Raw genomic sequence first — 22,724 nt, forward strand, 5'->3', positions numbered from 1 at the left:
TTGTCCTCAGACAGGCAGGCCGGTCAGTCGGAGGAGAACATCGGGGACACAGGCCACCAGGATCGGCGGCCGCCGGTTCGCACAGGCTCAGCGATGGACGGCAGAAAAGGTGTTGCCGCCGGACGCGATCATCTGGCGGCCGAGGTGAAGCGCCTGGATGCGGGGTGATGCCGGATCGAGCCGACGGATGCGCGGAGCCTCAGTCTTGTCGGCAGTCGCTTGCGGCCTTGGAAGAACAGGGGCGGGTCCGTCTTCTCGACCCATCTGAGATGCCTGAGTATACCGACTGGACGTAAGGTTAATATTTTGTTTCACTGATGAAGTAAGAGAGCAACGAAAACTCGTGGGGGGGGTATCGATGACTATCTCTGATCTTCATTCGCGATTCATCAATTTTGCCAAGGGCATGCCGGCAATTGCCTTCAGCAGGCTGCAGCTGGTTCGGGAAATCCAGGCAATCCAGGGCAAGCTGGAAGGGGTCTTCCCCGACCAGCCGGCAGTCGGCATGGGAGACATCCCGTTGCCGGTCTATGGGCTTGCCTATTCGGCGTTCCTGTCGGACCTGAAGGTCAAGATGGGCTTCGGTTATGTCGAGCTCGACGCCAGGATCGAGGCGACAATCCATCTCAGGGGCAATCCGAGCGAGATCATCAGGACCTACGAGGTCACGACCAGCCAGCCGATCCGGCTCGTGCTCGATTATGACTTTGCGTCGCGAAAACTGTTCTGGCGCGAGCAAGGCAGCGCCGACACCAACATGGTCGGAGCCTGGGGGCCGGACGCGGTCGCGGTCCTGGCGAAGACAGCCCTGCCCGCGCCGCAACAGGACAGCTTTCTGCAGGAGGTCGAGCTGCCGAGCATCTGGACCACCAAGAACATGTTCATCAATCTGCTGATCGCGCTCCTGCCCTATTACGAGACGGGCGAGCTTGCGCCCTGGCTGACATTGCTCGAGCCGCTCCAGTTCGACTATGACGGCGATCATGTGCTGGTCACCGCCTCGAGGGCGCAGATCGCTGTCGGAGGCTGCGACCCGACCTCGATCACCGTCGAGCCGGACCCGCTGTTTCCCTATGGCCAGGCGATCCCTGCGCCCAGCGTCAGCGCGGATCGGGTCGACATGGCCGTCTACCTGCCGAAGACCCGGTTCATCGACTTCACCGCCAAGGTTCTCCAGCCCGCGGTGATGGTCAACGCCGGCGGCGGCGGGCTCGTCAAATGGAGCGTCAGCGGGGCCTTTAGCCTCAAGAAGCTGACCGCCGACATCACCACCGGCATCATCTTTGGCGGCGCCGGCCTGACGGTAACCGGCAATATCGGGCTCCGGGCGGTCATCGACTTTCTCGGCGCCGCGCGGGCCTGGATCGACGGTCCCAGCGGCCTGAAGCTCGGCCTGGCGAGCGCGAGCGTACTGGGCAGCGGCGACTTCGCATCGGAAATCCGGCTCACCGCCGATCTGACCGCCGGCTATGTCTATGGCGACCTGGTGGTCACCCAGGCCGTTCTGACCAAGGTCGATTTCGACGTCAACACGCCGCTGGGCTGGCCGATCGACGATGTCGCCGGCGAAATCCTGGATCGGGTCGCAAAGAACGAGATCAAGAAGCTGACAGGCCAGGTGACGCATCTCGGCCGCTGGGACTTCATGGGCATTCCGTTCAGCTACAAGGACAGCCTGGGCGAGTTCGACGCGGCGACGCCGGTGATCGAGGGACTTGCCGGGGTCGCCGCCTACACCGGCATCGCCCGCATCGGCATCGGCTAACAGGCAACGTCACGGCCACCGCGGGAGCAGCCCAAGGTTTTTCCCGCGATGGTCGATCGTCTCGCCGATAATCTTCTCCAGAACCGCGTCAAGCCTGTTAACGTGGTCGTGCAGGAGCGAGTAGGTCTCGTTGAACGGCTTCAGGCCGATGACGCACTGCTGGACTGCTTTGCGGAAAGGGATCGCGGCGAGGACAATCGCCTCGATCTCGCTCTCGGTCAGTTTTTCGCTTCTTGTGGGTCTGCGTGGCATGTCCCAATCTTCCCGGCAAAATGGCATCCCCTAGTCATTGATGGCGACAAGCCTGCGCAGCTTGTTGCCATCAATCAGACGTGGCTGCACCTGCAAAAGCGTGACCGAACCGCGACCTCGCTGGCATCGTTCAGCTTGGACAGGAAAGGGCATTGTCGGCATTAAGCATTTTGCACAAAACAGGAACAAATACCTTGCGGAGTCAATTCACGACGGTTCACGAAAATCGATCTTGAAACAAGAATTATCCCAACACATATCGAATGCGGGCCGGCACCGCTGTCGGCGTCGGCCTATCCAAAAACGCAAACTTTCGTTCGACTTGGAGGATCTGATGAGCGATCGGATGTTCGACAGCCCTGTTTTCGTGAAGGTCGGAAACAGTCTTGTTGAGGAGATAGCCTGCCTCGAGGACGCCCTAGAATTTCTCTACGAATGGCCAAGAAACCGCCGTGGCCCGATCTACGAGACGGCCCTGAGAGCGTGCCAGCGCGCCTTCGACAGCGACTATCCGATTTCCGCCGCGCGGCAGGCATTCATCGGCTTTGCCAAATCCATCGACATACTGGAAGACGTCAGCGTCCCGCTGCCGTGGATGATCGGCGGCAAGACGGGCGCAAGTGGCGTCGGCGTTTGACGGGAGGGGCATGCAATGCTGGCACAGCCGTTCAGCAAGCCCGTCCGCGTTTGGGTCGGTCTTGGTTTCCCGCGTCAGCTGAACACGGTTGCCGACGCCTATCAGTTCACCATGGAATGGTGCGGCAACAGTCCGGAGCAAAGGGCTGCCATCAGAGCGTGTCGGGCTGCTTTGGCAGGCGACATCGATGCTGAAACCGCCAGGGGTGTCCTTGTCGCCTTTGCGCGCAAGAAGGACATCCTTGTTCAGGACGGCGCAGCGCTGCCGCCGGCGGAATCGGGACAGCAGAGACACGTCTGACTTATGGTTCAAACGGCGGGTGGCGACGTAGGGTCGCCACCCCACTACACATGGACATGCCATCGATGCCAAAAAACATGGCGATCAGATCGCCGGAAAGTCACGCCAATTCGCTTGCCTATGACGCAGAATGCCAAAGCGCCCTGACAGATCGTTTGGAAAGCCTGCTTGACGATGCCCAGGCTGCCGGCTGGGATCGCACCAAGGCAGCCGCAGCATTGATGTATCTGAGCGCAAAACGCCTGAGGTCATCGGCCGACTAGATGAAGTTGTCCCAACCCTTTTTCATGGATGTCGTGTATGATCCGATCGCGGGCACATTCACAATGTCGAAAGGTTCCTGGAAGAACACCTATCCCATCTCCGATCTGCCTAAATGGCTCGATTTCTATCGAACTCAGCAGGTCATGTTTCCCCGCTACGCATCGCATTATCAGGATTCCGTCGACGCTCTGGAGAAGCTGACGGCAGACCTTCAAGCCAACGGGAGCACTCACGATGCCAAGCGGTGATGTGGCGGCCTGATATTCCATCTATCCGAGCGGTCGATCCACTGGCCGTCTCTGCGGTGAGGATGCAACCATGGTTGATGCCAAATATCTCAATCACAAGCTCGAATGTCCTTATTGCGAAACAATTCGCTTGCGCATTCCCGAGGATGTCGACCCTGGGACACCGATATCATGCGAGGATTGTGGCCAGTTCCTCGGAATCTGGGACGAGTTGCTGACGGACCTCGAAAAGCAGGGCGGGACCGACGGCGTTTTCCGATTGGACAAGGGCCGTATCAGGAAGATCGGATAGCCTTAAACGCCAGAGGTCTGCGTTACCGTTTTTTCGCCAGCAGATTGGCCTCTCGCAACAGCGACTGCCAACCATACCCGATGAGGGCGATGAGTTCTCGGGCTTCCTCTTCTGTTATGCTAGTTTCTGTCACGAGGCGCTGCACCAGCGGGTGAGAGCCAAGCGGTTTGTTCGGAAGGTCGGACATCTCAAGAAGTCCTTGTGCGCTCCTGTCGGTCGCGCTTCAGTTTCCGTTACAAGCAAGATCATCCAGATCGAGAGTGCTGCCGATGCGAACCCGTTGGCCGCCGGCAATTGCCACGCCAGACCACTCTCGCCTGTATCCGTTCCAAAGTCGAGGCGACAGGTTCCCTCCGTGCCGGAACAGGGCCGGTGGCCTTGGCTCAGCCTTGTTGCTCAATTGCAGGTCACGCTTCGGTGGGCCGGGCTGCTCGATGCAGCTTGCAGCCTCCCCCATCATGAAGCGACGATCGCCAGGACGATGCCACCGACAACCAGCTTGGCGATCGAGCTGACCGGAAGCCCGGCAGCAACCAGACGACCGGTCGATCTGTCGGCCTTGCCTCCTGACGGGCACCGTCGGGCGGCAGCGCCCCGACGCCGGAGCCCCTCCCCCGTCGCCAATGTTCCTTGCGGTCTGCTCGGCCTCGGTTTTCTTCTCGCTCGACGCACGCGCCGGTCCGACGGTTGCACCCTCACCCGCATCATCTGGAACAGACCTCGGCATCGGGCGTTGATCCGGCGTCAACCTATTCGATTTCAGGAGGTGCGCGACAGTGAAGGGTTTGTTGGGGCTCAATCTCCTGGGACGGTGCGACGACGGCTTGAGCGACGGGTTCGAACAGTTGCTCCGTGCCGCGGCGCGCGAGGCGCAACGCGAGGCGACGTTAAGACGCCTGCTCGAAGCGGGTTGGTCACAAAGTGGCACCGCTTCGGAACCTGAGCCGACACCGGTCGTTGTCCCCGGGCAATACCTCAACCCCAGGAGCAACGACATGCCTAACAAGGAGAAGGGTCTCGACGACCTGTTTTACGACACGCTGCGCGACATCTATTATGCCGAGCGCAAGATTCTGAAAGCCCTGCCCAAGATGGCGCGCGGCGCCAGTTCGCCGGAACTGAAGGCCGCCTTCGACAAGCACCGCGACCAGACCGAAGGCCATGTCGAGCGTCTGCAGCAGGTGTTCGACCTTCTCGGCAAGCGCGCCCAGGGCAAGACATGCCCCGCAATTGACGGCATCATCGAGGAAGGCGAGGAAATCCTCGAGGAGTTCAAGGGCACCGCCGCCGGTGATGCCGGCCTGATCTCGGCTGCCCAGGCCGTGGAGCATTACGAGATCACCCGCTATGGCACGCTGCGCCGCTGGGCGGAGATCATGAAGATGCCGGACGCCGCCAAGCTGTTTGCGGCTACGCTCGCCGAGGAAGAAACCACCGACAATGACCTGACCATGCTGGCCGACAGCAAAGCCAATCGCGAGGCTTTGGCGGCCTGAACCAGCCCACTCGCAAAGGGCTCGCCGGCACCGTCTGCGGGCCCTTTTTTGGTGCCGCCTGGCCGTCGACGAGCGCGCAGCACCGCTTCATCTTCATCGCGGACGCCGGCCCGGTGCATGGCCAGCAGAGGCTTCCACAGGTTCATGACGTTGGGTCCGAAGGATCGAGGCGCAAGGCAGGCATCGTCGTAGCGGCTCACCAGGAGTTGCGGTGCCGAAGGGCTGTCGGACAGACCGTCTCCCGATGCACGGCCGTTATGCTCTGAAGTCACGAAAACCTCGCAAACGAAAAGCCTGCCGTCCGCAAAGGGCAGGCTTTCGCATATGGGTAGAGAGTGGGAACAGAGCTACAGATCGATCGCGAGGGATCCGAACGCTAACTCGCCGCGCCTATTCTACAGTTGCTGCCAGGATCACCGTACTCAGCCGTCCACAATCGAATGCGGCGCGGATGTGAAGGCTGCCGCTGGATTTCTCCAATGCAACTGCCAATGCACTGGAATCGCTAATCCCCCGGCGGAATAGCGCCATCACACGTGTTGCTATCTCCTCACGATCACGGCCGCCCGCGACGCGATACTTCGCGCAATAGTCATCGACCGCTCTGGTAAGAATGGTGAGTTGGGCGGAGTCCGCCATACCGTTTGCCAACATGCTTGCTTCCCTGGACAGGGCGAAAGCACGATGACCGCTTCCAAGCGCCCGTTTGCCTGTTGCTGATACGGACGACTTGATGACGATAGCCCCGCTCCCTGGTCCGCGCTATTCAATATGACGTACCGCGCCAAATCCAAAAACGGGCGGAGCCTCAACGCATGGAAGAGGCCCGCCGGCAAAGCCAACGGGCGCCAGCAACGTCCTCAGCCGCGGAAAATCAGCGCGGCACTTCCGGCGAGGAGAAGCCCGACCGGCCGCCCCCTGGAGAGGGGCGGCATCGCGCGGTCGGTGAAGCGCCCGCGGGGAGACGCCCGATCGCCGTACCTACTGGACGCGGTAATATCTGCCGTACCAGTCGACGAAGCGGACGAGCCCGTCCTCGATGGGCGTGTGCGGCAGCTCGCCGATCAGGTTTTCGAGGTCGCCGACATCGGCCCAGGTGCTGAGCACGTCGCCCGGCTGCAGCGGCATGAAGTTCTTCACCGCCTCGCGGCCGGTCGCGCGTTCGAGGATGCGGATCATCTCCATCAGATGTTCCTTGCGGCGGTTGCCGATGTTCATGACGCGATGCGGCGCCCAGCTGCCCGACGCCCCGCCGGCTGAAATGTCATAGTCGGGGTCGGGCATGGGCGGCAGGTCGATCAGCCGCACGATGCCTTCGACGATGTCGTCGACATAGGTGAAGTCGCGATACATATCGCCATTGTTGTAGATGTCGATGGTCTCGCCGGCGAAGATGGCGCGGGTGAATTTGTAATAGGCCATGTCGGGCCGGCCCCATGGCCCGTAGACGGTGAAAAAGCGCAAGCCCGTCGCCGGCACGCCGAACAGATGGCTGTAGGTATGCGCCATCAGCTCATTGGCCTTCTTGGTGGCGGCATAGAGGCTGACCGGATGGTCGGCGCCGTCGCGCGGCGAATAGGGCTGCTTCTTGTTGCCGCCATAGACCGAACTCGATGAGGCATAGATCAGGTGTTTCGGCTGCGTTGCGCGGCAGTTCTCGAGGATGTTGAGAAAGCCGGTGACATTGGCATCGACATAGGCTTGCGGATTGTCGAGCGAATAACGCACGCCGGCCTGTGCGGCGAGGTTGATGACGATCTCGGGCCGGCATTCGAAAGCGGACGTCACCGCCGCCGCATCGGCCAGATCGGCCTGGATGAAGCGGAAATCGCCATGCTCGGCGAGCAGCTGCAGCCGCGCGGTCTTCAGCGAGGTGTCGTAATAGTCGGTGACGCTGTCGAAGCCGACGACCTCGTAGCCGTCGGCCAGGAGGCGGCGGGCAAGGTGGAAGCCGATGAAGCCGGCCGTGCCGGTGACGAGAACGGTCATGAATTCACTGCTCTTCAAATGCAGAACGCCCCAGCCTTTCTAAGGCCGGGGCGTCCATTAATCCATCGCCCGTCAATCCACCGCCAAGCAATTCCACCGCCTGGCAGATCAAACGCCTGTCGAGGCGATCAGGCTTTCTTGGGCAGCAGCGCCCAGATCGCCGGAACGGCAGCGGCAGCCAGCGCCACCTTGATCAGGTCGGGCACGATGAACGGCACGACGCCGAACTGCCAGGACTTTTCCGCGCCGATCAGCAGCGACAGCCAGGAGAAGCCGAGCGCCATCATGACGATTTCGGCGACCAGCATGACGCCGAGCATCTTGACGATGCTGCGGCCCCAGCCACGGTCGACGGCCCAGCCGACGATCGCCGCCATGGCGACGAAGCCGAGCAGATAGCCGCCGGTCGAGCCGAGCATGTAGGCAATGCCGATGCCCTTTTCGGGCGTGCTCTGGAACACCGGATACCCCATGGCGCCCTGCGCCATGTAGAGCAGCAGCGTCGCCACGCCGAGGCGCAGGCCATAGGCCGCGCCGATGCCGAGCACGGCCAGCGTCTGCAGCGACATGTCGACCGGTCCGAGCACGACCTTGGTCTTGGCCGAAGCGATGAGCAGCAGCGAGCCTGCAACGGCCAGCAACAGCTGCGTTGCCAGGCGCGTCGCGCCCTTTTCGGGCAATGCCGCCGAGATGAGTGCTGTGGAACTGGATGCAGCGGCCATGTAAATCCCCTTGTGGTATGCGCGCCGAGGCACGCTTTGCATGCCCCTGAAAATCGAACTCGATTTTCGCTGGGGATCATGCACCGATTCAAAACTGCTACAGCGTCCTTTGCGCCTCAACGCGCGGCACTGTAGTCATGGTTTTCCCTATATTGTCTTCCATGCTAAGCGGCAAACGAATTTGCCCAGGGCACCTCGAACCCACAGATATCGGCTGGCCATGTCTCTCGACTTCGACACACGCTTCGACCCTGCCTACGGCCAGCCTGTCACTGTTGCCGACGGCGTCATGCGGCTCACCGCCAACAACCCGAGCGCCTTCACCTTCCATGGCACCAACAGCTACATCATCGGCACCGACGCGCTTGCCGTGCTCGATCCCGGGCCAAATGACGACGCGCATCTCGAAGCGCTGCTTTCCGCCATTGCCGGCCGCCCGGTCAGCCATATCTTCGTCAGCCATACCCATCGCGATCACTCGCCGCTGGCGGCCCGGCTGAAGGCTGCGACCGGCGCCGTGACGGTTGCCGAGGGGCCGCACCGCTCGGCGCGTCCGCTGCGTATCGGCGAAGTGGCGCCGCTCGATGCCAGCAGCGACACCGACTTCGTCCCCGACGTCATTGTCGCCGACGGCCAGCTCGTCGATGGCGACGGCTGGCGCATGCGAACGGTGCTGACGCCTGGCCATGCGGCGAATCACGCCGCTTTTGCGCTCGAGGGCAGCGGCATCCTGTTTTCGGCCGACCATGTCATGGCCTGGTCGACCTCGATCGTGGCGCCGCCTGATGGTGCGATGTCGGATTACATGGCGTCGCTCGACAAGTTGATCGAACGCGACGACAGCACCTATCTGCCCGGTCATGGCGGCCCGGTCACCTCGCCGCAGACATTCGTGCGCGGGCTGAAAGCGCACCGTCAGATGCGCGAAGCCGCGATCCTCGAACGCCTCGTTGCCGGCGACAGCTCGATCCCCGACATCGTGCGCGCCATCTATCGCAACACCGATCCCAGCCTCTACGGCGCGGCCGGGCTTTCGGTGCTGGCGCATCTCGAAGATCTGGTCGGCCGCGGCCAGGCCGTCAGCAACGGGGTACCGGCGATCGACAGTCTCTATTCCCCAGCCTGAAAAACATCTGGTCAGAATAAATCGATCGTGCCTGCCAGGCCTATTGTTCGGGCGTCGCCGTCGTCGCGGTTCCGGCCTGGCTGGCGATTTCCTGGTCGAGCTCGGCCAGGAAAGCCGTGATCCGCGCGGCGTTTTCGCCGAGGTCGTGGCGGCCGTAGCGCGAGGCTGAGCGCATGTCGACAAAGGTCGAATCGCCGTCATCGACCATCCGGATGGCCACGTCGGAGGGCAAGGCGAGGATGAAGGTCCGCGCCACAGCTTCGATGTCGACTTCACCAGTGGCCTTGTCGGCGGCCGGTGGCGGCACGACGACCTCCCAGCCCTGGCGGGCGAGCACGGCCGAGACACTCTGCAACACCTGGTCGAGCGACAGGTCGTAACGCCGCCCGGCAACCAGCGGATAGGACTGGGTCTGCAGGGTGCGCTCGCCTGCGGTCGGGATTTCGAGCCTGTTCATGGCTGACGTTCTGAGCGAGACCGCCGCCGTCAGCGCCGGCGGATCTTCGACATCGGTCGAGATGTCGCGCAGCATCGGCAAGGTGGCGATCTGGTAGGCGACGAAGCCGAACGGGGCGAGCACCACCAGCGCCAGCAGCGCACCGAAGGTCAAATCGTGGCCGCCGCGATCGCCGAACTTCCACAGCCGCGAAAAGGCAAGACCCGACAAGAGCAGGGCAAAAGCGGCAAGCAGTGCGACGATGCCGAGCACCCAGAAGAACGCCGTGGTGTCGACGAGGCCGCGGCGATGGCCGAGAACCACCGTGACCAGCAGCACCGCCGCAAACGATGCCATGCCCCTGGACAGACCGGCCGAACGCGTGGTGCGCACCTCATGATATCTCGTCTGGAACTCAGCCATGGAACCCCGTTACCCATCCAGTCTATATGGCAGCACTGCCGTCCCCACGGCAGACGTCGCTGCCTGGTCAAACTAGAAGGTTTCCGGCTGCGGTTGAAGCGGAAAGGCGGCTCATGCCCCCTTCCCGCACATGAACTTGCCTATGCCGCAGTGTCCGTCGGCAGGCGATAATCCCTGAATTTCTCGCGCAGCGCCGTCTTCAGGATCTTGCCGGTCGCGGTATGGGGGATTTCGTCGACGAAAGCGACGTCGTCGGGCATCCACCACTTGGCGACCTTGCCGTCGATGAACGCCAATATGTCGGCTTTATCAGGCTCCTTGCCCTGCTTGCGCACGATCACCATCAGCGGACGCTCTTCCCAGCGCGAGTGCCTGACCCCGATCACCGCTGCTTCCTGAACGTCGGGATGTCCGACCGCCAGGTTTTCAAGCTCGATCGAAGAAATCCACTCGCCACCAGACTTGATCACGTCCTTGGAGCGGTCGGTGATCTGCATGTAGCCATGTTCATCGATATGGGCGACGTCGCCGGTATCGAACCATTCGTCGGCGTCGAACTGCTCGGCGCTGGCGCCGCCGAAATAGGAGCCGGATACCGCAGGACCGCGCACCTTGAGCCGGCCGAAGGTCTTGCCATCCCAGGGCAGTTCGTTGTTGTCGTCGTCGGTGATCTTCATCTCGACACCGAAGGGCGTGTAGCCCTGCTTCTGCTGGAGGTTCAGCCTGTCGTCGCCTTCGAGCTCGTCATATTCGGGCTTGATGGTGCAGAGCGTGCCGAGTGGCGACATCTCGGTCATGCCCCAGGCGTGGATGACCTCGACGCCGTAATTGCGCTCAAACTTCTCCGTCACCATGCGCGGGCAGGCCGAGCCGCCGATCACCACCTTGTTGAGATGCGGCAGCTTCTTGCCGGTTTCCTCGAGGTGCTGCAGCAGCATCAGCCAGACGGTCGGCACGGCCGCGGTGAAGGTGACACGTTCGGTGTCGAGCAGTTCGTAGATCGAGGCGCCGTCCATCTTGCCGCCGGGCATGACCAGCTTGGCGCCGACCATCGGCACGCTCTGGGCCAGCCCCCAGGCATTGGCATGGAACATCGGCACCACCGGAAGGACGACGTCGCGCACCGAAATGCCCATGGCGTCAGGCATCACGGCGATCATCGCATGCAGCACGTTGGAGCGGTGGCTGTAGACGACGCCCTTGGGGTCACCTGTGGTGCCCGAGGTATAGCACATGCCGGCCGCCGCATGTTCGTCGAGCGCCTTCCAGGCAAAGTCGCCGTCGGCTTCGGCCAGCCACTCCTCATAAGCCATGACATTGGGCAGCGCCGTCGGCGGCAGATGGGCGGCATCGGTCAGGACGATGATCCGCTTCAGCGACGCGACCTGCAGCGCGATCTTTTCGACCAGCGGCATGAAGGTCAGGTCGACGAACAGCGCCTGGTCCTGGGCATGGTTCATGATCCAGACGAGCTGCTCGGGGAAAAGCCTGGGATTGAGCGTGTGATAGACGGCGCCCATGCCCATGATGCCGTACCAGGCCTCCATGTGCCGCGCCGAGTTCCAGGCCAGCGTGGCGATACGGTCGCCGAGCTTGTAGCCGTCACGCTCCAGCCGTTGCGCCACCTTGAGCGAGCGCGCGCGCAGCTCGACATAGTTTGTGCGAACGATGGGCCCCTCGATCGACCGCGTCACGATCTCCCGGTTGGGATGCTGCCGTGCGGCGTGGTCAATGATCTTGTGGCACAATAGCGGCCACTCCTGCATCAGTCCGAGCATGTGGATCCTCCCAGATCTTGTCAGGCCATTTTGGGCGCAATGGCTGGATTGTCCAGTCCGACCAAGGGGAAAGCCAAGCCGGCAAATCCAGCGGCCATATTGCGGCCACGGTCCCGGTTAACCTTTGTTACCGGCTGGCGGGATTGGTAAGATATTGTGAGGCATCACATGGATACGCATCCCCGCGCGGAAGACGAAGGCCTGCCGCAGCACGAAGCGTCATCGCAGGAGCCAGAGGCTCAACTGGACAATGTTGCCGAAACGGTTCCGCCGGAGCTGATCGCAGCACCGGAGCTTATCGCAACCGAAGAGATTTCGGCCGGCGACGAGGCTGCCGACGTTTCCGCCGCCCAGGTTTCCGTTGCCGAGGCAGAAATCGTCGAGGCCGCATCCGAATCGGTCGCGGAAGCTGCGGCCGATGTCGAGCTTTCGGCGGAGGAGCTGTCCACCGAAGCTGCCGTGGTTCCCGAGGCTGCGGAAGCGCCTGAGCTTGCGGCGGAAACATCAGCCGAAGCCGATGTTGAGGCGGAAGCGCCGGCCGCCGAGGAAGCTGCGCCCGTCGTGCTTGGCCCCGAGGAGCTGGCCGCGCAAGCGCCGGAGGACGCCGGACCGGCAACCATCGCCGCCCCCTCGATCGCTCCAGGCAGCGTCTCGGAATCGGAATTCGCCGACATGGTCGACGATGCGCTCGAGGCCGTCGGCGGCATCCTGCTGTTCAAGATGCGCCTCGACGAGGCCGGCGAGGACAGGCATGTCGCGGCGGCATCGATCGGTGACGGCGCCAGGCGCCAGTTCCTGCTGCTTTCGCTGCCTGTCACCGGCGGCAAGCTCAAGGTCGAATCGGCCAGCCGCAGCAATAGCCCATTGGCAAAACTCGCCGAAGCCTATGTCGGCGTGGTCGAGGCTTTCCGCGCCGCAGCGTGAAGCGGCTGCGCGACGGCATCAGTTCGTCGTGTCGTCGGTACCGTCATCTTCGACATCGTCCAGCCGCACGAAGGTGTAGCCCTTTGCCTTCAGCGCCAGCAGGCCCTTGACCAGCCCGCCGCCTGCCGCGTGGGTCGGCTGGTTGATGTGGGCGATGATGACGTCGCCATCCCTCGCAGCTGACACGCGGCGCTCGGTTTCGCGCGCACCGAGCAGCGAGCCGCCGTCGCCATTGATCGAATAGCCGGCGATCCTGAAGCCGAGACTGCGGATCAGTGCGATCGAGCTCTTGCTGTATTGCGCGGTAGCGCCGCGGAACCACTTCGGCGCCGGCCCGCCGCGCTCGGTCAGGGCCAGAGCGCCGGCCACGACCTCTGCCTGCACGGCCTCGCTGCTGCCGGCGCTTTTCAGCCCATAGATGCTGTGTGGCGTGTCGACCGCCGGCACATGCTCGGCGCCGTGATTTTCCAGCTCGAACAGCTCGGGATGCGCCCGCATGACGGCGAGCGCCTCGGCGTTGCGCTTCAGCCACTTGCCGGTGACGAAGATCGTCGCCGGTATCTTGTTGTCGACGAGTGCCGAGAGGATGCGGGCGTCTGTCTTGCCGCCGCAGGCGTCGAGCGTCAGCGCCACGCGGGGGGTGGCTTCGGTGGAAGGCCTGAGATGCAACCGCGGTTCGAGAAGTGCCGCCGAGGCTGAAGACCCCATCAGCGCCGCAAAACCGACGCCAATCAAAAACCTGCCGAGCCTGCGCATGCGAATTTCCGGGAAATGCAGTCTGGAATCGCGGCCACTGGCACCCCAATCTTGGCGCGATGATGACCGTGACGGCTATTTGGCTGAGGTGCCGGACGCGTTGAAGACGATGCCGCACCGGCGTTGCTGCCGAACAACGGAACCAAGCGGCGCAATGCCGTCAGCCATCACGGTTCGAAATCGGCGTCTGCCTGGCGAGGTCAGCAGATGCGATCGGTCATACCCAATTTGCAAATGGGTATGACCGATCAAGTTGCCTTGGAACGCTTTAGCGCTGCGCCTTGACCGCCGACTGCGCGGCGGCAAGCCTGGCGATCGGCACGCGGAATGGCGAGCAGGAGACATAGTCCAGCCCGACGCTTTCGCAGAAGTGGATCGAGGCCGGGTCGCCGCCATGCTCGCCGCAGATGCCGAGCTTGATTTCCGGCCGCGTCGCCCTGCCCTTTTCGGCGGCGATCTTGACCAGTTCGCCGACGCCGTCGACGTCGAGCGAGACGAACGGGTCCTGCTCGATGATGCCCTTCTGGCGATAGGTCTCGAGGAAGGACGCGGCATCGTCACGCGAGATACCGAAGGTCGTCTGCGTCAGATCGTTGGTGCCGAAGGAGAAGAATTCGGCCGCCTCGGCAATGACATGGGCGCGAATGGCCGCGCGCGGCAGCTCGATCATCGTGCCGACGAGATAATCGATATTCACGCCCGTTTCCCGCATCACGCTCTGCGCGACCTGGTCGATGCGCGCCTTGACGTAGTCGAGCTCCTTCATCAGGCCGACCAGCGGCACCATGATCTCGGGCACGACCGGGCTGCCGGTCTTCTTGCCGGCCTCGACGGCCGCCTCGAAGATGGCGCGCGCCTGCATCTCGGCAATCTCCGGATAGGAGACGGCGAGACGACAGCCGCGATGGCCGAGCATCGGGTTGAACTCGTGCAGCGCCTCGGTGCGCTGGCGCAGCTTGTCGGCCGAGACGTTCATCGCCGCCGCGACCTCGGCGATCTCTTCCTCGGTCTTGGGCAGGAACTCGTGCAGCGGCGGGTCGAGCAGGCGGATCGTCACCGGCAGGCCGGCCATGATCTCGAACAGCTCGATGAAGTCCGAACGCTGCATCGGCAACAGCTTGGCAAGGGCGGTGCGCCTGTCCTTCTCGGTGTCGGCGAGGATCATCTCGCGCATCGCAACGATGCGGTCGCCGTCGAAGAACATGTGCTCGGTGCGGCATAGGCCGATGCCTTCGGCGCCGAAGGAGCGCGCCATGCGCGCATCGGCCGGCGTTTCGGCATTGGTGCGCACCTTCATGCGGCGCGCCGCGTCTGCCCACTCCATGATGGCGGCGAAATCGCCTGACAGTTCCGGCTGCAGCATCGGCACCGAGCCCTTCAGCACCTGGCCGTTGGAGCCGTCGATGGTGATGACGTCGCCCTTGCGGAAGGTGTGACCCATGGTGATCAGCGTGCCGGCGCGATAGTCGACGCGCAGCGAACCGGCGCCCGAAACGCAGGGCTTGCCCATGCCGCGGGCAACCACCGCGGCGTGGCTGGTCATGCCGCCGCGCGTCGTCAGGATGCCTTCCGAGGCATGCATGCCGTGGATGTCCTCGGGGCTGGTCTCGATGCGCACCAGGATGACCTTGCGCCCGGCCGACTTCAGCTCCTCGGCTTCGTCGGAGGAGAACACGATCTCGCCGGTGGCGGCACCCGGCGAGGCCGGCAGGCCGACGGCGATGACCTCGCGCTGCGCCTTGGGGTCGATTGTCGGGTGCAGCAGTTGGTCGAGCGCCGACGGATCGATCCGGCAGATCGCCTCCTCCTTGCTGATCAGCCCTTCGCCGGCCATTTCGGCGGCGATCTTGAGTGCCGCCTTGGCGGTACGCTTGCCCGAGCGGGTCTGCAGCATCCACAGCTTGCCGCGCTCGATGGTGAATTCGAGGTCCTGCATATCGCGGTAATGCTGTTCGAGGCGATTGGAGATCGCAACGAAGGTGTTGAACGCCTCCGGCATCAGCTTCTGCAGCGAGGGCTTGTCGGAGCCGGCGGCGATGCGCGCGGCTTCGGTGATGTTCTGCGGCGTGCGGATGCCGGCAACGACGTCCTCGCCCTGGGCGTTCACCAGGAACTCGCCATAGAGCATCTTCTCGCCGGTCGAGGGGTTGCGTGTGAAGGCGACGCCGGTCGCCGAGGTCTCGCCCATATTGCCGAACACCATGGCCTGGACGTTGACCGCCGTGCCCCAGCTCTCGGGAATGTCGTGCAGGCGGCGATAGGTGATGGCGCGGTGGTTCATCCAGCTCTGGAACACTGCACCGATGGCGCCCCAAAGCTGCTCGTGCGGATCCTGCGGGAAGGCGCGACCGAGCTCTTCCTCGACCTTGGCCTTGTAGAGCTTGATGACGTCCTGCCATTGCGGCGCGGTGAACTCGGTGTCGAGTTCGTAGCCGAGACGGCCCTTCTCGTCTTCGAGCAGTTCCTCGAAGACCTCATGGTCGAGGCCGAGCACCACGTCGGAATACATGGTGATGAAGCGACGGTAGCTGTCATAGGCAAAACGGGCGTCGCCGGCGTCGGCCGCCAGCGCCTCGACTGTGACGTCGTTGAGGCCGAGATTGAGCACGGTGTCCATCATGCCCGGCATCGAGGCACGGGCGCCCGAACGCACCGAGACGAGCAGCAGCTTTTCAGGGTCGCCGAAACGGCGGCCGGTGATGGCGCCGACAGTGTCGAGGGCGGCGCGGACGTCGGCTTCGAGCGTCGCGGGATAGGCGCGGCCATTGGCATAAAACCAGTTGCAGGCTGCCGTGGTGATGGTGAAACCGGGCGGCACCGGCAGGCCGAGACTGCACATCTCGGCGAGATTCGCGCCCTTGCCGCCGAGCAGGTCGCGGTCGCTGGACCGTCCCTCCGCTGCACCGTCGCCAAAACTGTAAACCCACTTGGTCATGCCTTCTCCTCGCCGACTGAGTGTGGAGCCGGGCGGTGGCCGCCGCCTGCTTCTGCGGCGAGCGATAGGATGCTGCGCTGCGAAAGGCAAGGCACTGTTCCGCCACGGAATGTCCTACAATCGATTAATGAACCGGGACTGCGACACCCTTGCGGCCACCCCTTGCCTCATATAGAACATATCAGGAACGAATATCGGAGACGACCATGCGCAAGACCGGCAAGCTCGACTACATCGAAATGGCGGCGGTTGGCGGCACGCTCGACCATGTGAAGTCCTTCTACAGCGCGGCTTTCGGCTGGACCTTCACCGACTACGGCCCCGATTATTCAGCCTTCGCGGAAGGCCTCGACGGCGGTTTCCAGGCAGAAGTCCCGGCAAAACCGCTACCTGTACTCTATTCCGAGGCATTGGAAGACAGCCTTGCCGCGGTCGAAGAGGCCGGCGGCACCATCGTCAAGCCGATCTTCTCCTTCCCCGGCGGCCGGCGATTCCATTTCGTCGATCCGGCCGGAAACGAGCTCGCCGTCTGGGGCGAATGACCGCCATAGCTCCGAGGGGGCAGCGTTGCAGAGGCTCGGCAATCGCCGACACGTCGGCGCATGCGATTCGGTCGATTCGAGCCTAATGCGACCAGCCCCCTGGGCCGCTCATACCTGCCGCAAGATGATGCGGAAAGCGGCAAGGCTACGATTGTGCTTTTGCCGCGCGCTGCATATAAGGCGGCTGTCGATTGACTCGCTTCGGCCTGCTGCCGAAGCGTGTTGGGGCGTCGCCAAGCGGTAAGGCATCGGTTTTTGGTACCGACATTCCCAGGTTCGAATCCTGGCGCCCCAGCCACAATTTTCGCAAATCGCTCGAAATCCCCTCAGTTCGCAAGGCTGGCGACGAGCCTCGTGCGCGCGGCAGTCGCATCCTCACCTCACAACGTCGGCAGGACCTGCCGGATGTGATTGGCGAAAGCCTCGACCGCCGGCGAGCGTTCGGTGTCGCCATAGGCGATCAGCATGCCGAGGCTGGAAAGCGGCGGCAGCGGCGCGTTGAGGATGTGGAGGTCGGACGGCACCGCCTCCTTGGTCATGACGCTGATTGCCAGGCCCGAGCGGGCAACCGCGATCAGGCCGGCCAGGCTGTTGCTGGCATAGGAGATCTTGTAGCGCAGCCCGGCATGGGCCATGGCATCGCATGCGGCGCGGTGATCCATCGCGTTGGAGGCCGGCAGCGCCATCGGGATGACGTCGCCGAAATCATGCTGCTCCAGCGTCGGCCGGCTGCCGACCCAGACCAGCGGCTCGGGGCGGACGACATCTGGGGAATCACTCGCATTCGGCGTCGAGACCAACGCCAGGTCGAGCTGCCGCTGGTGCAGCAGCCCGCGCAATTCGACCGTAGGCGCCGAGACGACCTTGATCTCGACATCGGGATATAGACTGCCGAAGGTCTTCAGGATCGCCGGGAAGAAGGCGATCAGATAGTCCTCCGGGCTGCCGAAGATGATCGAGCCGTGCAGGCCCTTGTCCGAAAGGGCCGACACCGCATCGTCCTGCAGCTTGAGGATGCGTTCGGCATAGGCAAGGAAACGGGCGCCGCTGGCCGTCAGGCTGACGCCGCTGCCGCGGCGGTGAAACAGGCTCTGGCCGAGCACCTCTTCCAGCCGCTGGATCTGCATCGTCACCGCCGACTGGGTCCGCCCGACCTGCACGGCGGTGGCGCTTAGCGTGCCCAGCTGGGCTGCGCGGACGAAGGTCGTCACCAATCTCAGGTCAAGCGGCGCCTGCATATCAAATCCTCTTATATCTGAATCCTAATATTATCAATTTTTCTGCATAAACGCCAAGCCCTATCGTTCGACCGAGCATCATCAAAAGGGGTGAGACATGTCGAACAACCGGGATCAGGCGTTTTGGGCTTCGGCGAGGAAGCACCTCATCCGTTATGGCGGCAGCTTCGAGCCGGCGATCATCGAGCGTGCCGCCGGCTCGTTCGTCTATGACGCCAACGACCGGCCGATCCTCGACTTCACCTCCGGCCAGATGAGCGCCCTGCTCGGCCATGCCCATCCGAGGATCGTCTCGACGGTCAGCCGGCAGGTCGAAAAGGTCGCGCATCTGTTCAGCGGCATGCTCTCGCGCCCGGTCGTCGAGCTCGCCGAGCGCCTGGCCGGGCTGGCGCCCGGCCTCGACAGGGCGCTTCTGCTGTCGACAGGCGCCGAATCGAACGAAGCCGCCATCCGCATGGCCAAGCTGGTCACCGGCAAGCACGAGATCGTCGCCTTCTCCAAGAGCTGGCACGGCATGACCGGCGTCGCCGCCTCGGCGACCTACAGCGCCGGCCGCAAGGGATATGGGCCTGCGGCCGTCGGGTCGATCGCCATACCGGCGCCGAACAGTTTTCGCCCGCGCTTCCGGCATGCCGACGGCAGCCTCGACTGGCGCACAGAGCTCGATGACGCCTTCACCCTGGTGGACAGCCAGTCGACGGGGAGCCTGGCGGCCTTCGTCGCCGAGCCGATCCTGTCGAGCGGCGGCATGCTGGAGCTGCCCGAGGGTTATCTCGCCGCCCTCAGGCAGAAATGCCACGAGCGCGGCATGCTGCTCATCCTTGACGAGGCGCAGACCGGCATCGGCCGCACCGGAACGATGTTTGCCTTCCAGCGCGACGGCGTCACCCCCGACATACTGACCCTGTCCAAGACCATCGGCGCCGGCCTGCCGCTTTCGGCTGTCATGACGACGGCGGAGATCGAGGAGGCGGCCTATGCCAAGGGCTTCCTGTTCTACACCACCCATGTCTCCGACCCGTTGCCGGCGGCCGTCGGCCTTGCCGTGCTCGATGTGGTCGAGGACGAGAATCTCGTCGAACGCGCCCGGCATCTCGGCGCCAGGCTGTTCGACGGCCTGTCGCGGTTCAAGCAACGTTACGAATGTGTCGGCGACGTGCGCGGCCGCGGCCTGATGCTCGGGGTCGAGATCGTCAAGAATGGCACGGACAGGGAACCCGACCATGAGCTCGGCGCGCGGATCGCGGCCGAGGCGTTCAAGCGCGGCCTCAGCATGAACATCGTCAAGCTTCCCGGCATGGGCGGCGTGTTCCGCATCGCCCCTCCCCTGACGATCTCGGAGGCCGAACTCGACCTCGGCCTCAGCATCATTTCCGACTCGATCGAAGCCGGGCTGGCCGCTGGTGCAAGCGGCTCCAGCATCGCCGCAGAGTGAAAGGCACTCCAGACATGACCGACATGAACACCATCAGCCAGGGCGACGCCGCCCGGGCGGAGATCGACGTCAACGCGCCCGGCAGCATCCGGGTGCTTGTCGCCAAGCTCGGCCTCGACGGCCATGACCGGGGCGCCAAGGTGGTCGCCCGGATCCTGCGCGACGCCGGCATGGAGGTCGTCTATACCGGCCTCTACAAATCGCCCAAGGACGTGGTCACTGCCGCGATCCAGGAGGACGTCGACGTCATCGGCGTCAGCCTGCTGTCGGGCTCGCACCTGCCTTTGTTCCAGGAACTCGGCCGTTGCCTCCGGGAAAAACAGGCCGAGCATATTTTCGTCGTCGCCGGCGGCGTCATTCCCGAGCATGACTACGCCGCTCTGTCGGACAGCGGCGTCGACGCCATCGTGCCGCAGGAAGCCAGGGGCGACCTGATCGTCACGACGATCAGGAAGCTGATCGCCGAACGTGGCCTGAAATGACGGCGTTCGCCTCATCCCGGCCCGCCCGGCGAACGGCCTATGTGCCTTCGGCGGCCCTCGTGCCGGAAGTGCTCAGGGGCAGCGTGCTGGCGGTCGCCCGGATGATCAGCCGGGCTGAGGCAGGATATGCCGAGGCAGCCGAGGCGCTGGCCGAGATCTACCGCCACAGCGGCAAGGCCCATGTGCTCGGCATCACCGGTGTTCCCGGCGCCGGCAAGTCGACGCTGGTCGCCGCCCTGATCAGGGCCTTTGCCGCAGACGGGCACAAGGTCGGCGTGGTTGCCGTCGATCCGAGCAGCCCGTTTTCCGGCGGCGCCATCCTCGGCGACCGGGTGCGGATGAGCGAGGCGGCGCAATCCTGCCAGGCCTTCGTCCGCAGCATGGCGACGCGCGGACATCTCGGCGGCCTGGCCCGCGCGACGCTTCAGGCCGTCGATGTCCTCGATGCCGCCGGCTATTCGCCGATCATCATCGAAACCGTCGGGGTCGGACAGGACGAGGTCGAAGTCGTCACTGCCGCCCACACCATCGTGGTGCTGTCGGCGCCGGGACTTGGCGACGACATCCAGGCGATCAAGGCCGGCATCCTCGAAATTGCCGACATCCATGCCGTCAGCAAGAGCGACAGGCCCGACGCATCGGCAACGGTCGCGGCCCTGCGCGGCATGATGAGCCTCGGACCTGCAAGACCGGGGTCGGACTGGCAGACGCCCGTTCTGCCGGTCAGCTCGCTGTCGGGCGAGCGGATCAACGAGCTGAAGGACGCCATCTCAAGGCATTGGGACCATCTCAGGGACAGCGGCGAGCTGCGCGAGCGCGAGCGCAGCATCGGCAGGACGCGGATCCTGGGCACCGCCCGGCAGCTTTTCCAGGACAGGTTCAAACGCGACACAGGCGAACTCGAGGCCCACGTTCAGGCGGTGGTGAGCCGGACCACGGATCCGTCCGCCGCCGCCTGCCTTTTGCTGGGTTGGGACAATGAGGTGCTGGCATGAATCTGTTCTCAGCCGAGGCGATCGAGGACATCAGGGAAAAGCAGGCCGCGTGGGAAGCCAACGAACTCGCGGCCACGCTGAACAGCAGGCCCGAGGAAAAGGCGGCCTATGAGACGGAATGCGGCATTCCGCTGAAGCGGATCTACACCGCCGCCGACGTCGCCGGCATCCCGGCCGGCGATCTCGGATTTCCGGGCGCCTATCCCTTCACCCGGGGCGCCTATCCGACGATGTATCGCGGCCGCCCCTGGACCATCCGGCAGGTCGCCGGCTTCGGCAATCCCGAGGCGACCAACCAGCGCTACAAATACATGATCCAGACCGGCCAGACCGGGCTGTCGACCGACTTCGACCTGCCGACGCTGCTGGGCCTCGATTCGGACGATCCGATGGCCTTCGGCGAGGTCGGGCGCGTCGGCGTGGCGATCGACACGGTCGACGACGTCGACCGCCTGTTCGACGGCATCGACCTCGAAAAGATCTCGGTGTCGCTGACCATCAACCCCTCAGCCTGGGTGATCTACGCGATGTTCGTCGCGGTCGCGGAAAGGCGCGGCTACGACCTAACCAAGCTGACCGGCACATTGCAGGCCGACCCGCTCAAGGAATATGTCGCCCAGAAGGAATGGATCTACCCGGTACGGCCGGCCGTCAGGCTGCTGCGCGACCTGATCATGCACAGCGCGAAGACGACGCCGAAGCTCAATCCGATCAGCCTCAGCGGCTACCATCTCTCCGATGTCGGCGGCAATGCGCTGCAGGAGATCGCCTTCATCATGGCCTTCACCATTGCCTATTGCGAGGAGGTCATCGCCGCCGGCATGGACATAGACGACTTCGCGCCGCGGCTGTCGTTCTTCTTCATCAGCCACCAGGATTTCTTCGAACAAATCTGCAAGTTCAGGGCGGCCCGGCGGGTCTACGCCAGGATCATGTCCGAGCAGTTCCACGCCAAGAAGCCGGAATCGATGCGCCTCAGGGTGCATGTGCAGACAGCGGCAATGAGCCTGACCAAGGTCGAGCACCACAACAACCTGATGCGCACGGCGATCCAGGCTTTGGGCGCGGTGCTCGGCGGCTGCCAGAGCATGCACACCAATGGCCTCGACGAGGCCTTCGCCATCCCGACCGAGGAGGCGATGAAGCTGGCGATCCGGACGCAGCAGATCATCCGCGACGAAATCAACGTGACGTCGGTGATCGATCCGCTCGGCGGCTCCTATTTCGTCGAGCGCCTGACGCATGACATGGAGACCGAAATCTGGAAGGTGCTGGACGAGGTCAAGGAGCGCGGCGGCGCCATCAAACTGGTCGAGGAAGGCTGGTTCCAGCAGAAGCTGGCCGATTCCGCCTATGCCACCTTCAAGAAGATCGACAGCGGCGAAAAGGTCTCGGTCGGCGTCAACCGGCATGTCGACGAGACCAGCGGTTCCGCCGAGGTCCACATCCATCCCTATGACGACCAGTGCACCCAGCTGCAGATCGACCGCCTCAACGCGGTGCGGACCGAAAGGGACAACGGACTGGTCAAGCAGCTGCTGGCCGAGCTCGCCGAACAGGCCCAGTCAGACGACATCAACCTGCTGCCCAAGACGATCGAGCTGGTGAAGGCGCGCGCGACGCTCGGCGAGATCTGCAGCGCGCTGAGAGAAGTCTGGGGCTCCTATGCCGAACCGATGATCGTATGAG

22 protein-coding genes and 1 tRNA gene are annotated in these 22,724 nt (G+C 63.6%); 13 read left to right on the top strand and 10 right to left on the bottom strand.

The features are described 5' to 3' along the window. Positions 1–358 precede the first annotated feature (358 nt). Positions 359–1,765 (top strand): hypothetical protein, encoded by a 1,407-nt coding sequence (locus tag H5P29_RS24655; protein ID WP_154385972.1) that lies wholly within the window; start codon positions 359–361, stop codon positions 1,763–1,765. Positions 1,766–1,774: 9 nt separating this feature from the next. Here H5P29_RS24655 and H5P29_RS32365 read toward each other — a convergent pair whose 3' ends face one another. Next, a complete protein-coding gene (locus tag H5P29_RS32365; RefSeq protein ID WP_154385973.1) occupies positions 1,775–2,017 on the bottom strand; it encodes a hypothetical protein in 243 nt (80 codons plus the stop codon). Between the two features lie 334 nt (positions 2,018–2,351). On the opposite strand from H5P29_RS32365, the gene H5P29_RS24665 reads away from it, so the two are divergent. From H5P29_RS24665 to H5P29_RS24680, 3 genes are all read left to right on the top strand, one after another. Then, positions 2,352–2,654 carry a DUF982 domain-containing protein gene (locus tag H5P29_RS24665; RefSeq protein WP_067964454.1) on the top strand — a complete coding sequence of 101 codons (303 nt, stop codon included), beginning with the start codon at positions 2,352–2,354 and terminating at the stop codon, positions 2,652–2,654. A 15-nt stretch (positions 2,655–2,669) separates the two neighbouring features. Continuing rightward, positions 2,670–2,954: a DUF982 domain-containing protein gene (locus H5P29_RS24670; protein WP_154385974.1), complete on the top strand. Its 285-nt coding sequence runs from the start codon at positions 2,670–2,672 to the stop codon at positions 2,952–2,954. 263 nt (positions 2,955–3,217) lie between these two features. Further along, positions 3,218–3,466 carry a hypothetical protein gene (locus H5P29_RS24680; protein WP_067964460.1) on the top strand — a complete coding sequence of 83 codons (249 nt, stop codon included), beginning with the start codon at positions 3,218–3,220 and terminating at the stop codon, positions 3,464–3,466. 314 nt (positions 3,467–3,780) lie between these two features. Here the strand turns inward: H5P29_RS24680 and H5P29_RS24685 are convergent, their stop codons facing one another. Next, complete coding sequence (locus H5P29_RS24685; RefSeq protein ID WP_169808353.1) at positions 3,781–3,945, bottom strand: hypothetical protein; 165 nt, start codon at positions 3,943–3,945, stop codon at positions 3,781–3,783. Between the two features lie 808 nt (positions 3,946–4,753). On the opposite strand from H5P29_RS24685, the gene H5P29_RS24690 reads away from it, so the two are divergent. Further along, entirely contained in the window at positions 4,754–5,254 is a 501-nt protein-coding gene (locus tag H5P29_RS24690; protein WP_154385975.1) for a ferritin-like domain-containing protein, read from the top strand. A 390-nt stretch (positions 5,255–5,644) separates the two neighbouring features. Here H5P29_RS24690 and H5P29_RS24695 read toward each other — a convergent pair whose 3' ends face one another. From H5P29_RS24695 to H5P29_RS24705, 3 genes are all read right to left on the bottom strand, one after another. Continuing rightward, on the bottom strand, positions 5,645–5,908 hold the full coding sequence (locus H5P29_RS24695; RefSeq protein ID WP_067964462.1) for a hypothetical protein: 264 nt from the start codon (positions 5,906–5,908) through the stop codon (positions 5,645–5,647). 327 nt (positions 5,909–6,235) lie between these two features. Next, entirely contained in the window at positions 6,236–7,243 is a 1,008-nt protein-coding gene (locus tag H5P29_RS24700) for an NAD-dependent epimerase (RefSeq protein WP_154385976.1), read from the bottom strand. 128 nt (positions 7,244–7,371) lie between these two features. Continuing rightward, positions 7,372–7,965, bottom strand: coding sequence for a biotin transporter BioY (locus H5P29_RS24705; protein WP_067964466.1), 594 nt, complete (start codon positions 7,963–7,965; stop codon positions 7,372–7,374). 220 nt (positions 7,966–8,185) lie between these two features. On the opposite strand from H5P29_RS24705, the gene H5P29_RS24710 reads away from it, so the two are divergent. Next, positions 8,186–9,091, top strand: a complete 906-nt coding sequence (locus tag H5P29_RS24710) for an MBL fold metallo-hydrolase (protein ID WP_154385977.1) — start codon at positions 8,186–8,188, stop codon at positions 9,089–9,091. Positions 9,092–9,131: 40 nt separating this feature from the next. On the opposite strand, the gene H5P29_RS24715 is transcribed toward H5P29_RS24710, so the two are convergent. Then, positions 9,132–9,950, bottom strand: coding sequence for a DUF1499 domain-containing protein (locus H5P29_RS24715; RefSeq protein WP_246670806.1), 819 nt, complete (start codon positions 9,948–9,950; stop codon positions 9,132–9,134). A gap of 140 nt (positions 9,951–10,090) precedes the next feature. Then, entirely contained in the window at positions 10,091–11,728 is a 1,638-nt protein-coding gene (locus tag H5P29_RS24720) for a fatty-acid--CoA ligase (RefSeq protein ID WP_154385978.1), read from the bottom strand. Positions 11,729–11,896: 168 nt separating this feature from the next. On the opposite strand from H5P29_RS24720, the gene H5P29_RS32660 reads away from it, so the two are divergent. Continuing rightward, a complete protein-coding gene (locus tag H5P29_RS32660; RefSeq protein WP_246670807.1) occupies positions 11,897–12,652 on the top strand; it encodes a hypothetical protein in 756 nt (251 codons plus the stop codon). Between the two features lie 18 nt (positions 12,653–12,670). On the opposite strand, the gene H5P29_RS24730 is transcribed toward H5P29_RS32660, so the two are convergent. Together H5P29_RS24730 and ppdK are read right to left on the bottom strand one after the other, a co-directional pair. Then, entirely contained in the window at positions 12,671–13,408 is a 738-nt protein-coding gene (locus H5P29_RS24730; RefSeq protein ID WP_067964474.1) for a polysaccharide deacetylase family protein, read from the bottom strand. A 268-nt stretch (positions 13,409–13,676) separates the two neighbouring features. Continuing rightward, positions 13,677–16,343 (bottom strand): pyruvate, phosphate dikinase, encoded by a 2,667-nt coding sequence (gene ppdK, locus H5P29_RS24735; RefSeq protein WP_067964476.1) that lies wholly within the window; start codon positions 16,341–16,343, stop codon positions 13,677–13,679. Between the two features lie 206 nt (positions 16,344–16,549). On the opposite strand from ppdK, the gene H5P29_RS24740 reads away from it, so the two are divergent. Together H5P29_RS24740 and H5P29_RS24745 are read left to right on the top strand one after the other, a co-directional pair. Further along, positions 16,550–16,885 carry a VOC family protein gene (locus H5P29_RS24740; protein ID WP_067964478.1) on the top strand — a complete coding sequence of 112 codons (336 nt, stop codon included), beginning with the start codon at positions 16,550–16,552 and terminating at the stop codon, positions 16,883–16,885. 223 nt (positions 16,886–17,108) lie between these two features. After that, a tRNA-Gln gene (locus tag H5P29_RS24745) sits at positions 17,109–17,183 on the top strand. A gap of 82 nt (positions 17,184–17,265) precedes the next feature. On the opposite strand, the gene H5P29_RS24750 is transcribed toward H5P29_RS24745, so the two are convergent. Beyond that, a complete protein-coding gene (locus H5P29_RS24750; protein ID WP_067964480.1) occupies positions 17,266–18,123 on the bottom strand; it encodes a LysR family transcriptional regulator in 858 nt (285 codons plus the stop codon). 97 nt (positions 18,124–18,220) lie between these two features. Between H5P29_RS24750 and H5P29_RS24755 the strand changes: the two genes are divergently transcribed. The 4 genes from H5P29_RS24755 to H5P29_RS24770 are packed head-to-tail and all read left to right on the top strand — an operon-like array spanning position 18,221 to position 22,723. Then, positions 18,221–19,558 carry an aspartate aminotransferase family protein gene (locus H5P29_RS24755; RefSeq protein WP_067964482.1) on the top strand — a complete coding sequence of 446 codons (1,338 nt, stop codon included), beginning with the start codon at positions 18,221–18,223 and terminating at the stop codon, positions 19,556–19,558. Positions 19,559–19,581: 23 nt separating this feature from the next. After that, positions 19,582–20,040 (top strand): cobalamin B12-binding domain-containing protein, encoded by a 459-nt coding sequence (locus H5P29_RS24760; RefSeq protein WP_067966937.1) that lies wholly within the window; start codon positions 19,582–19,584, stop codon positions 20,038–20,040. Beyond that, positions 20,037–21,035 carry a methylmalonyl Co-A mutase-associated GTPase MeaB gene (gene meaB / locus H5P29_RS24765; protein WP_067964484.1) on the top strand — a complete coding sequence of 333 codons (999 nt, stop codon included), beginning with the start codon at positions 20,037–20,039 and terminating at the stop codon, positions 21,033–21,035. The genes H5P29_RS24760 and meaB overlap by 4 nt, the downstream gene beginning before the upstream one ends. Next, the gene (locus H5P29_RS24770; RefSeq protein WP_067964486.1) at positions 21,032–22,723 is read left to right on the top strand and encodes a methylmalonyl-CoA mutase family protein; all 1,692 of its coding nucleotides are present in this window, start codon (positions 21,032–21,034) and stop codon (positions 22,721–22,723) included. The genes meaB and H5P29_RS24770 overlap by 4 nt, the downstream gene beginning before the upstream one ends. Position 22,724: the final 1 nt, after the last annotated feature.

Source organism: Aminobacter sp. MDW-2 (assembly GCF_014250155.1).
Classification (GTDB): Bacteria; Pseudomonadota; Alphaproteobacteria; order Rhizobiales; family Rhizobiaceae; genus Aminobacter; species Aminobacter ciceronei.

Bases quoted from the DNA above. Each gene is read 5' to 3' on its own strand.
- H5P29_RS24655 (WP_154385972.1), top strand. From the start codon at position 359: ATGACTATCTCTGATCTTCATTCGCGATTCATCAATTTTGCCAAGGGC.
- H5P29_RS32365 (WP_154385973.1), bottom strand. From the start codon at position 2,017: ATGCCACGCAGACCCACAAGAAGCGAAAAACTGACCGAGAGCGAGATC.
- H5P29_RS24665 (WP_067964454.1), top strand. From the start codon at position 2,352: ATGAGCGATCGGATGTTCGACAGCCCTGTTTTCGTGAAGGTCGGAAAC.
- H5P29_RS24670 (WP_154385974.1), top strand. From the start codon at position 2,670: ATGCTGGCACAGCCGTTCAGCAAGCCCGTCCGCGTTTGGGTCGGTCTT.
- H5P29_RS24680 (WP_067964460.1), top strand. From the start codon at position 3,218: ATGAAGTTGTCCCAACCCTTTTTCATGGATGTCGTGTATGATCCGATC.
- H5P29_RS24685 (WP_169808353.1), bottom strand. From the start codon at position 3,945: ATGTCCGACCTTCCGAACAAACCGCTTGGCTCTCACCCGCTGGTGCAG.
- H5P29_RS24690 (WP_154385975.1), top strand. From the start codon at position 4,754: ATGCCTAACAAGGAGAAGGGTCTCGACGACCTGTTTTACGACACGCTG.
- H5P29_RS24695 (WP_067964462.1), bottom strand. From the start codon at position 5,908: ATGTTGGCAAACGGTATGGCGGACTCCGCCCAACTCACCATTCTTACC.
- H5P29_RS24700 (WP_154385976.1), bottom strand. From the start codon at position 7,243: ATGACCGTTCTCGTCACCGGCACGGCCGGCTTCATCGGCTTCCACCTT.
- H5P29_RS24705 (WP_067964466.1), bottom strand. From the start codon at position 7,965: ATGGCCGCTGCATCCAGTTCCACAGCACTCATCTCGGCGGCATTGCCC.
- H5P29_RS24710 (WP_154385977.1), top strand. From the start codon at position 8,186: ATGTCTCTCGACTTCGACACACGCTTCGACCCTGCCTACGGCCAGCCT.
- H5P29_RS24715 (WP_246670806.1), bottom strand. From the start codon at position 9,950: ATGGCTGAGTTCCAGACGAGATATCATGAGGTGCGCACCACGCGTTCG.
- H5P29_RS24720 (WP_154385978.1), bottom strand. From the start codon at position 11,728: ATGCTCGGACTGATGCAGGAGTGGCCGCTATTGTGCCACAAGATCATT.
- H5P29_RS32660 (WP_246670807.1), top strand. From the start codon at position 11,897: ATGGATACGCATCCCCGCGCGGAAGACGAAGGCCTGCCGCAGCACGAA.
- H5P29_RS24730 (WP_067964474.1), bottom strand. From the start codon at position 13,408: ATGCGCAGGCTCGGCAGGTTTTTGATTGGCGTCGGTTTTGCGGCGCTG.
- ppdK (WP_067964476.1), bottom strand. From the start codon at position 16,343: ATGACCAAGTGGGTTTACAGTTTTGGCGACGGTGCAGCGGAGGGACGG.
- H5P29_RS24740 (WP_067964478.1), top strand. From the start codon at position 16,550: ATGCGCAAGACCGGCAAGCTCGACTACATCGAAATGGCGGCGGTTGGC.
- H5P29_RS24750 (WP_067964480.1), bottom strand. From the start codon at position 18,123: ATGCAGGCGCCGCTTGACCTGAGATTGGTGACGACCTTCGTCCGCGCA.
- H5P29_RS24755 (WP_067964482.1), top strand. From the start codon at position 18,221: ATGTCGAACAACCGGGATCAGGCGTTTTGGGCTTCGGCGAGGAAGCAC.
- H5P29_RS24760 (WP_067966937.1), top strand. From the start codon at position 19,582: ATGAACACCATCAGCCAGGGCGACGCCGCCCGGGCGGAGATCGACGTC.
- meaB (WP_067964484.1), top strand. From the start codon at position 20,037: ATGACGGCGTTCGCCTCATCCCGGCCCGCCCGGCGAACGGCCTATGTG.
- H5P29_RS24770 (WP_067964486.1), top strand. From the start codon at position 21,032: ATGAATCTGTTCTCAGCCGAGGCGATCGAGGACATCAGGGAAAAGCAG.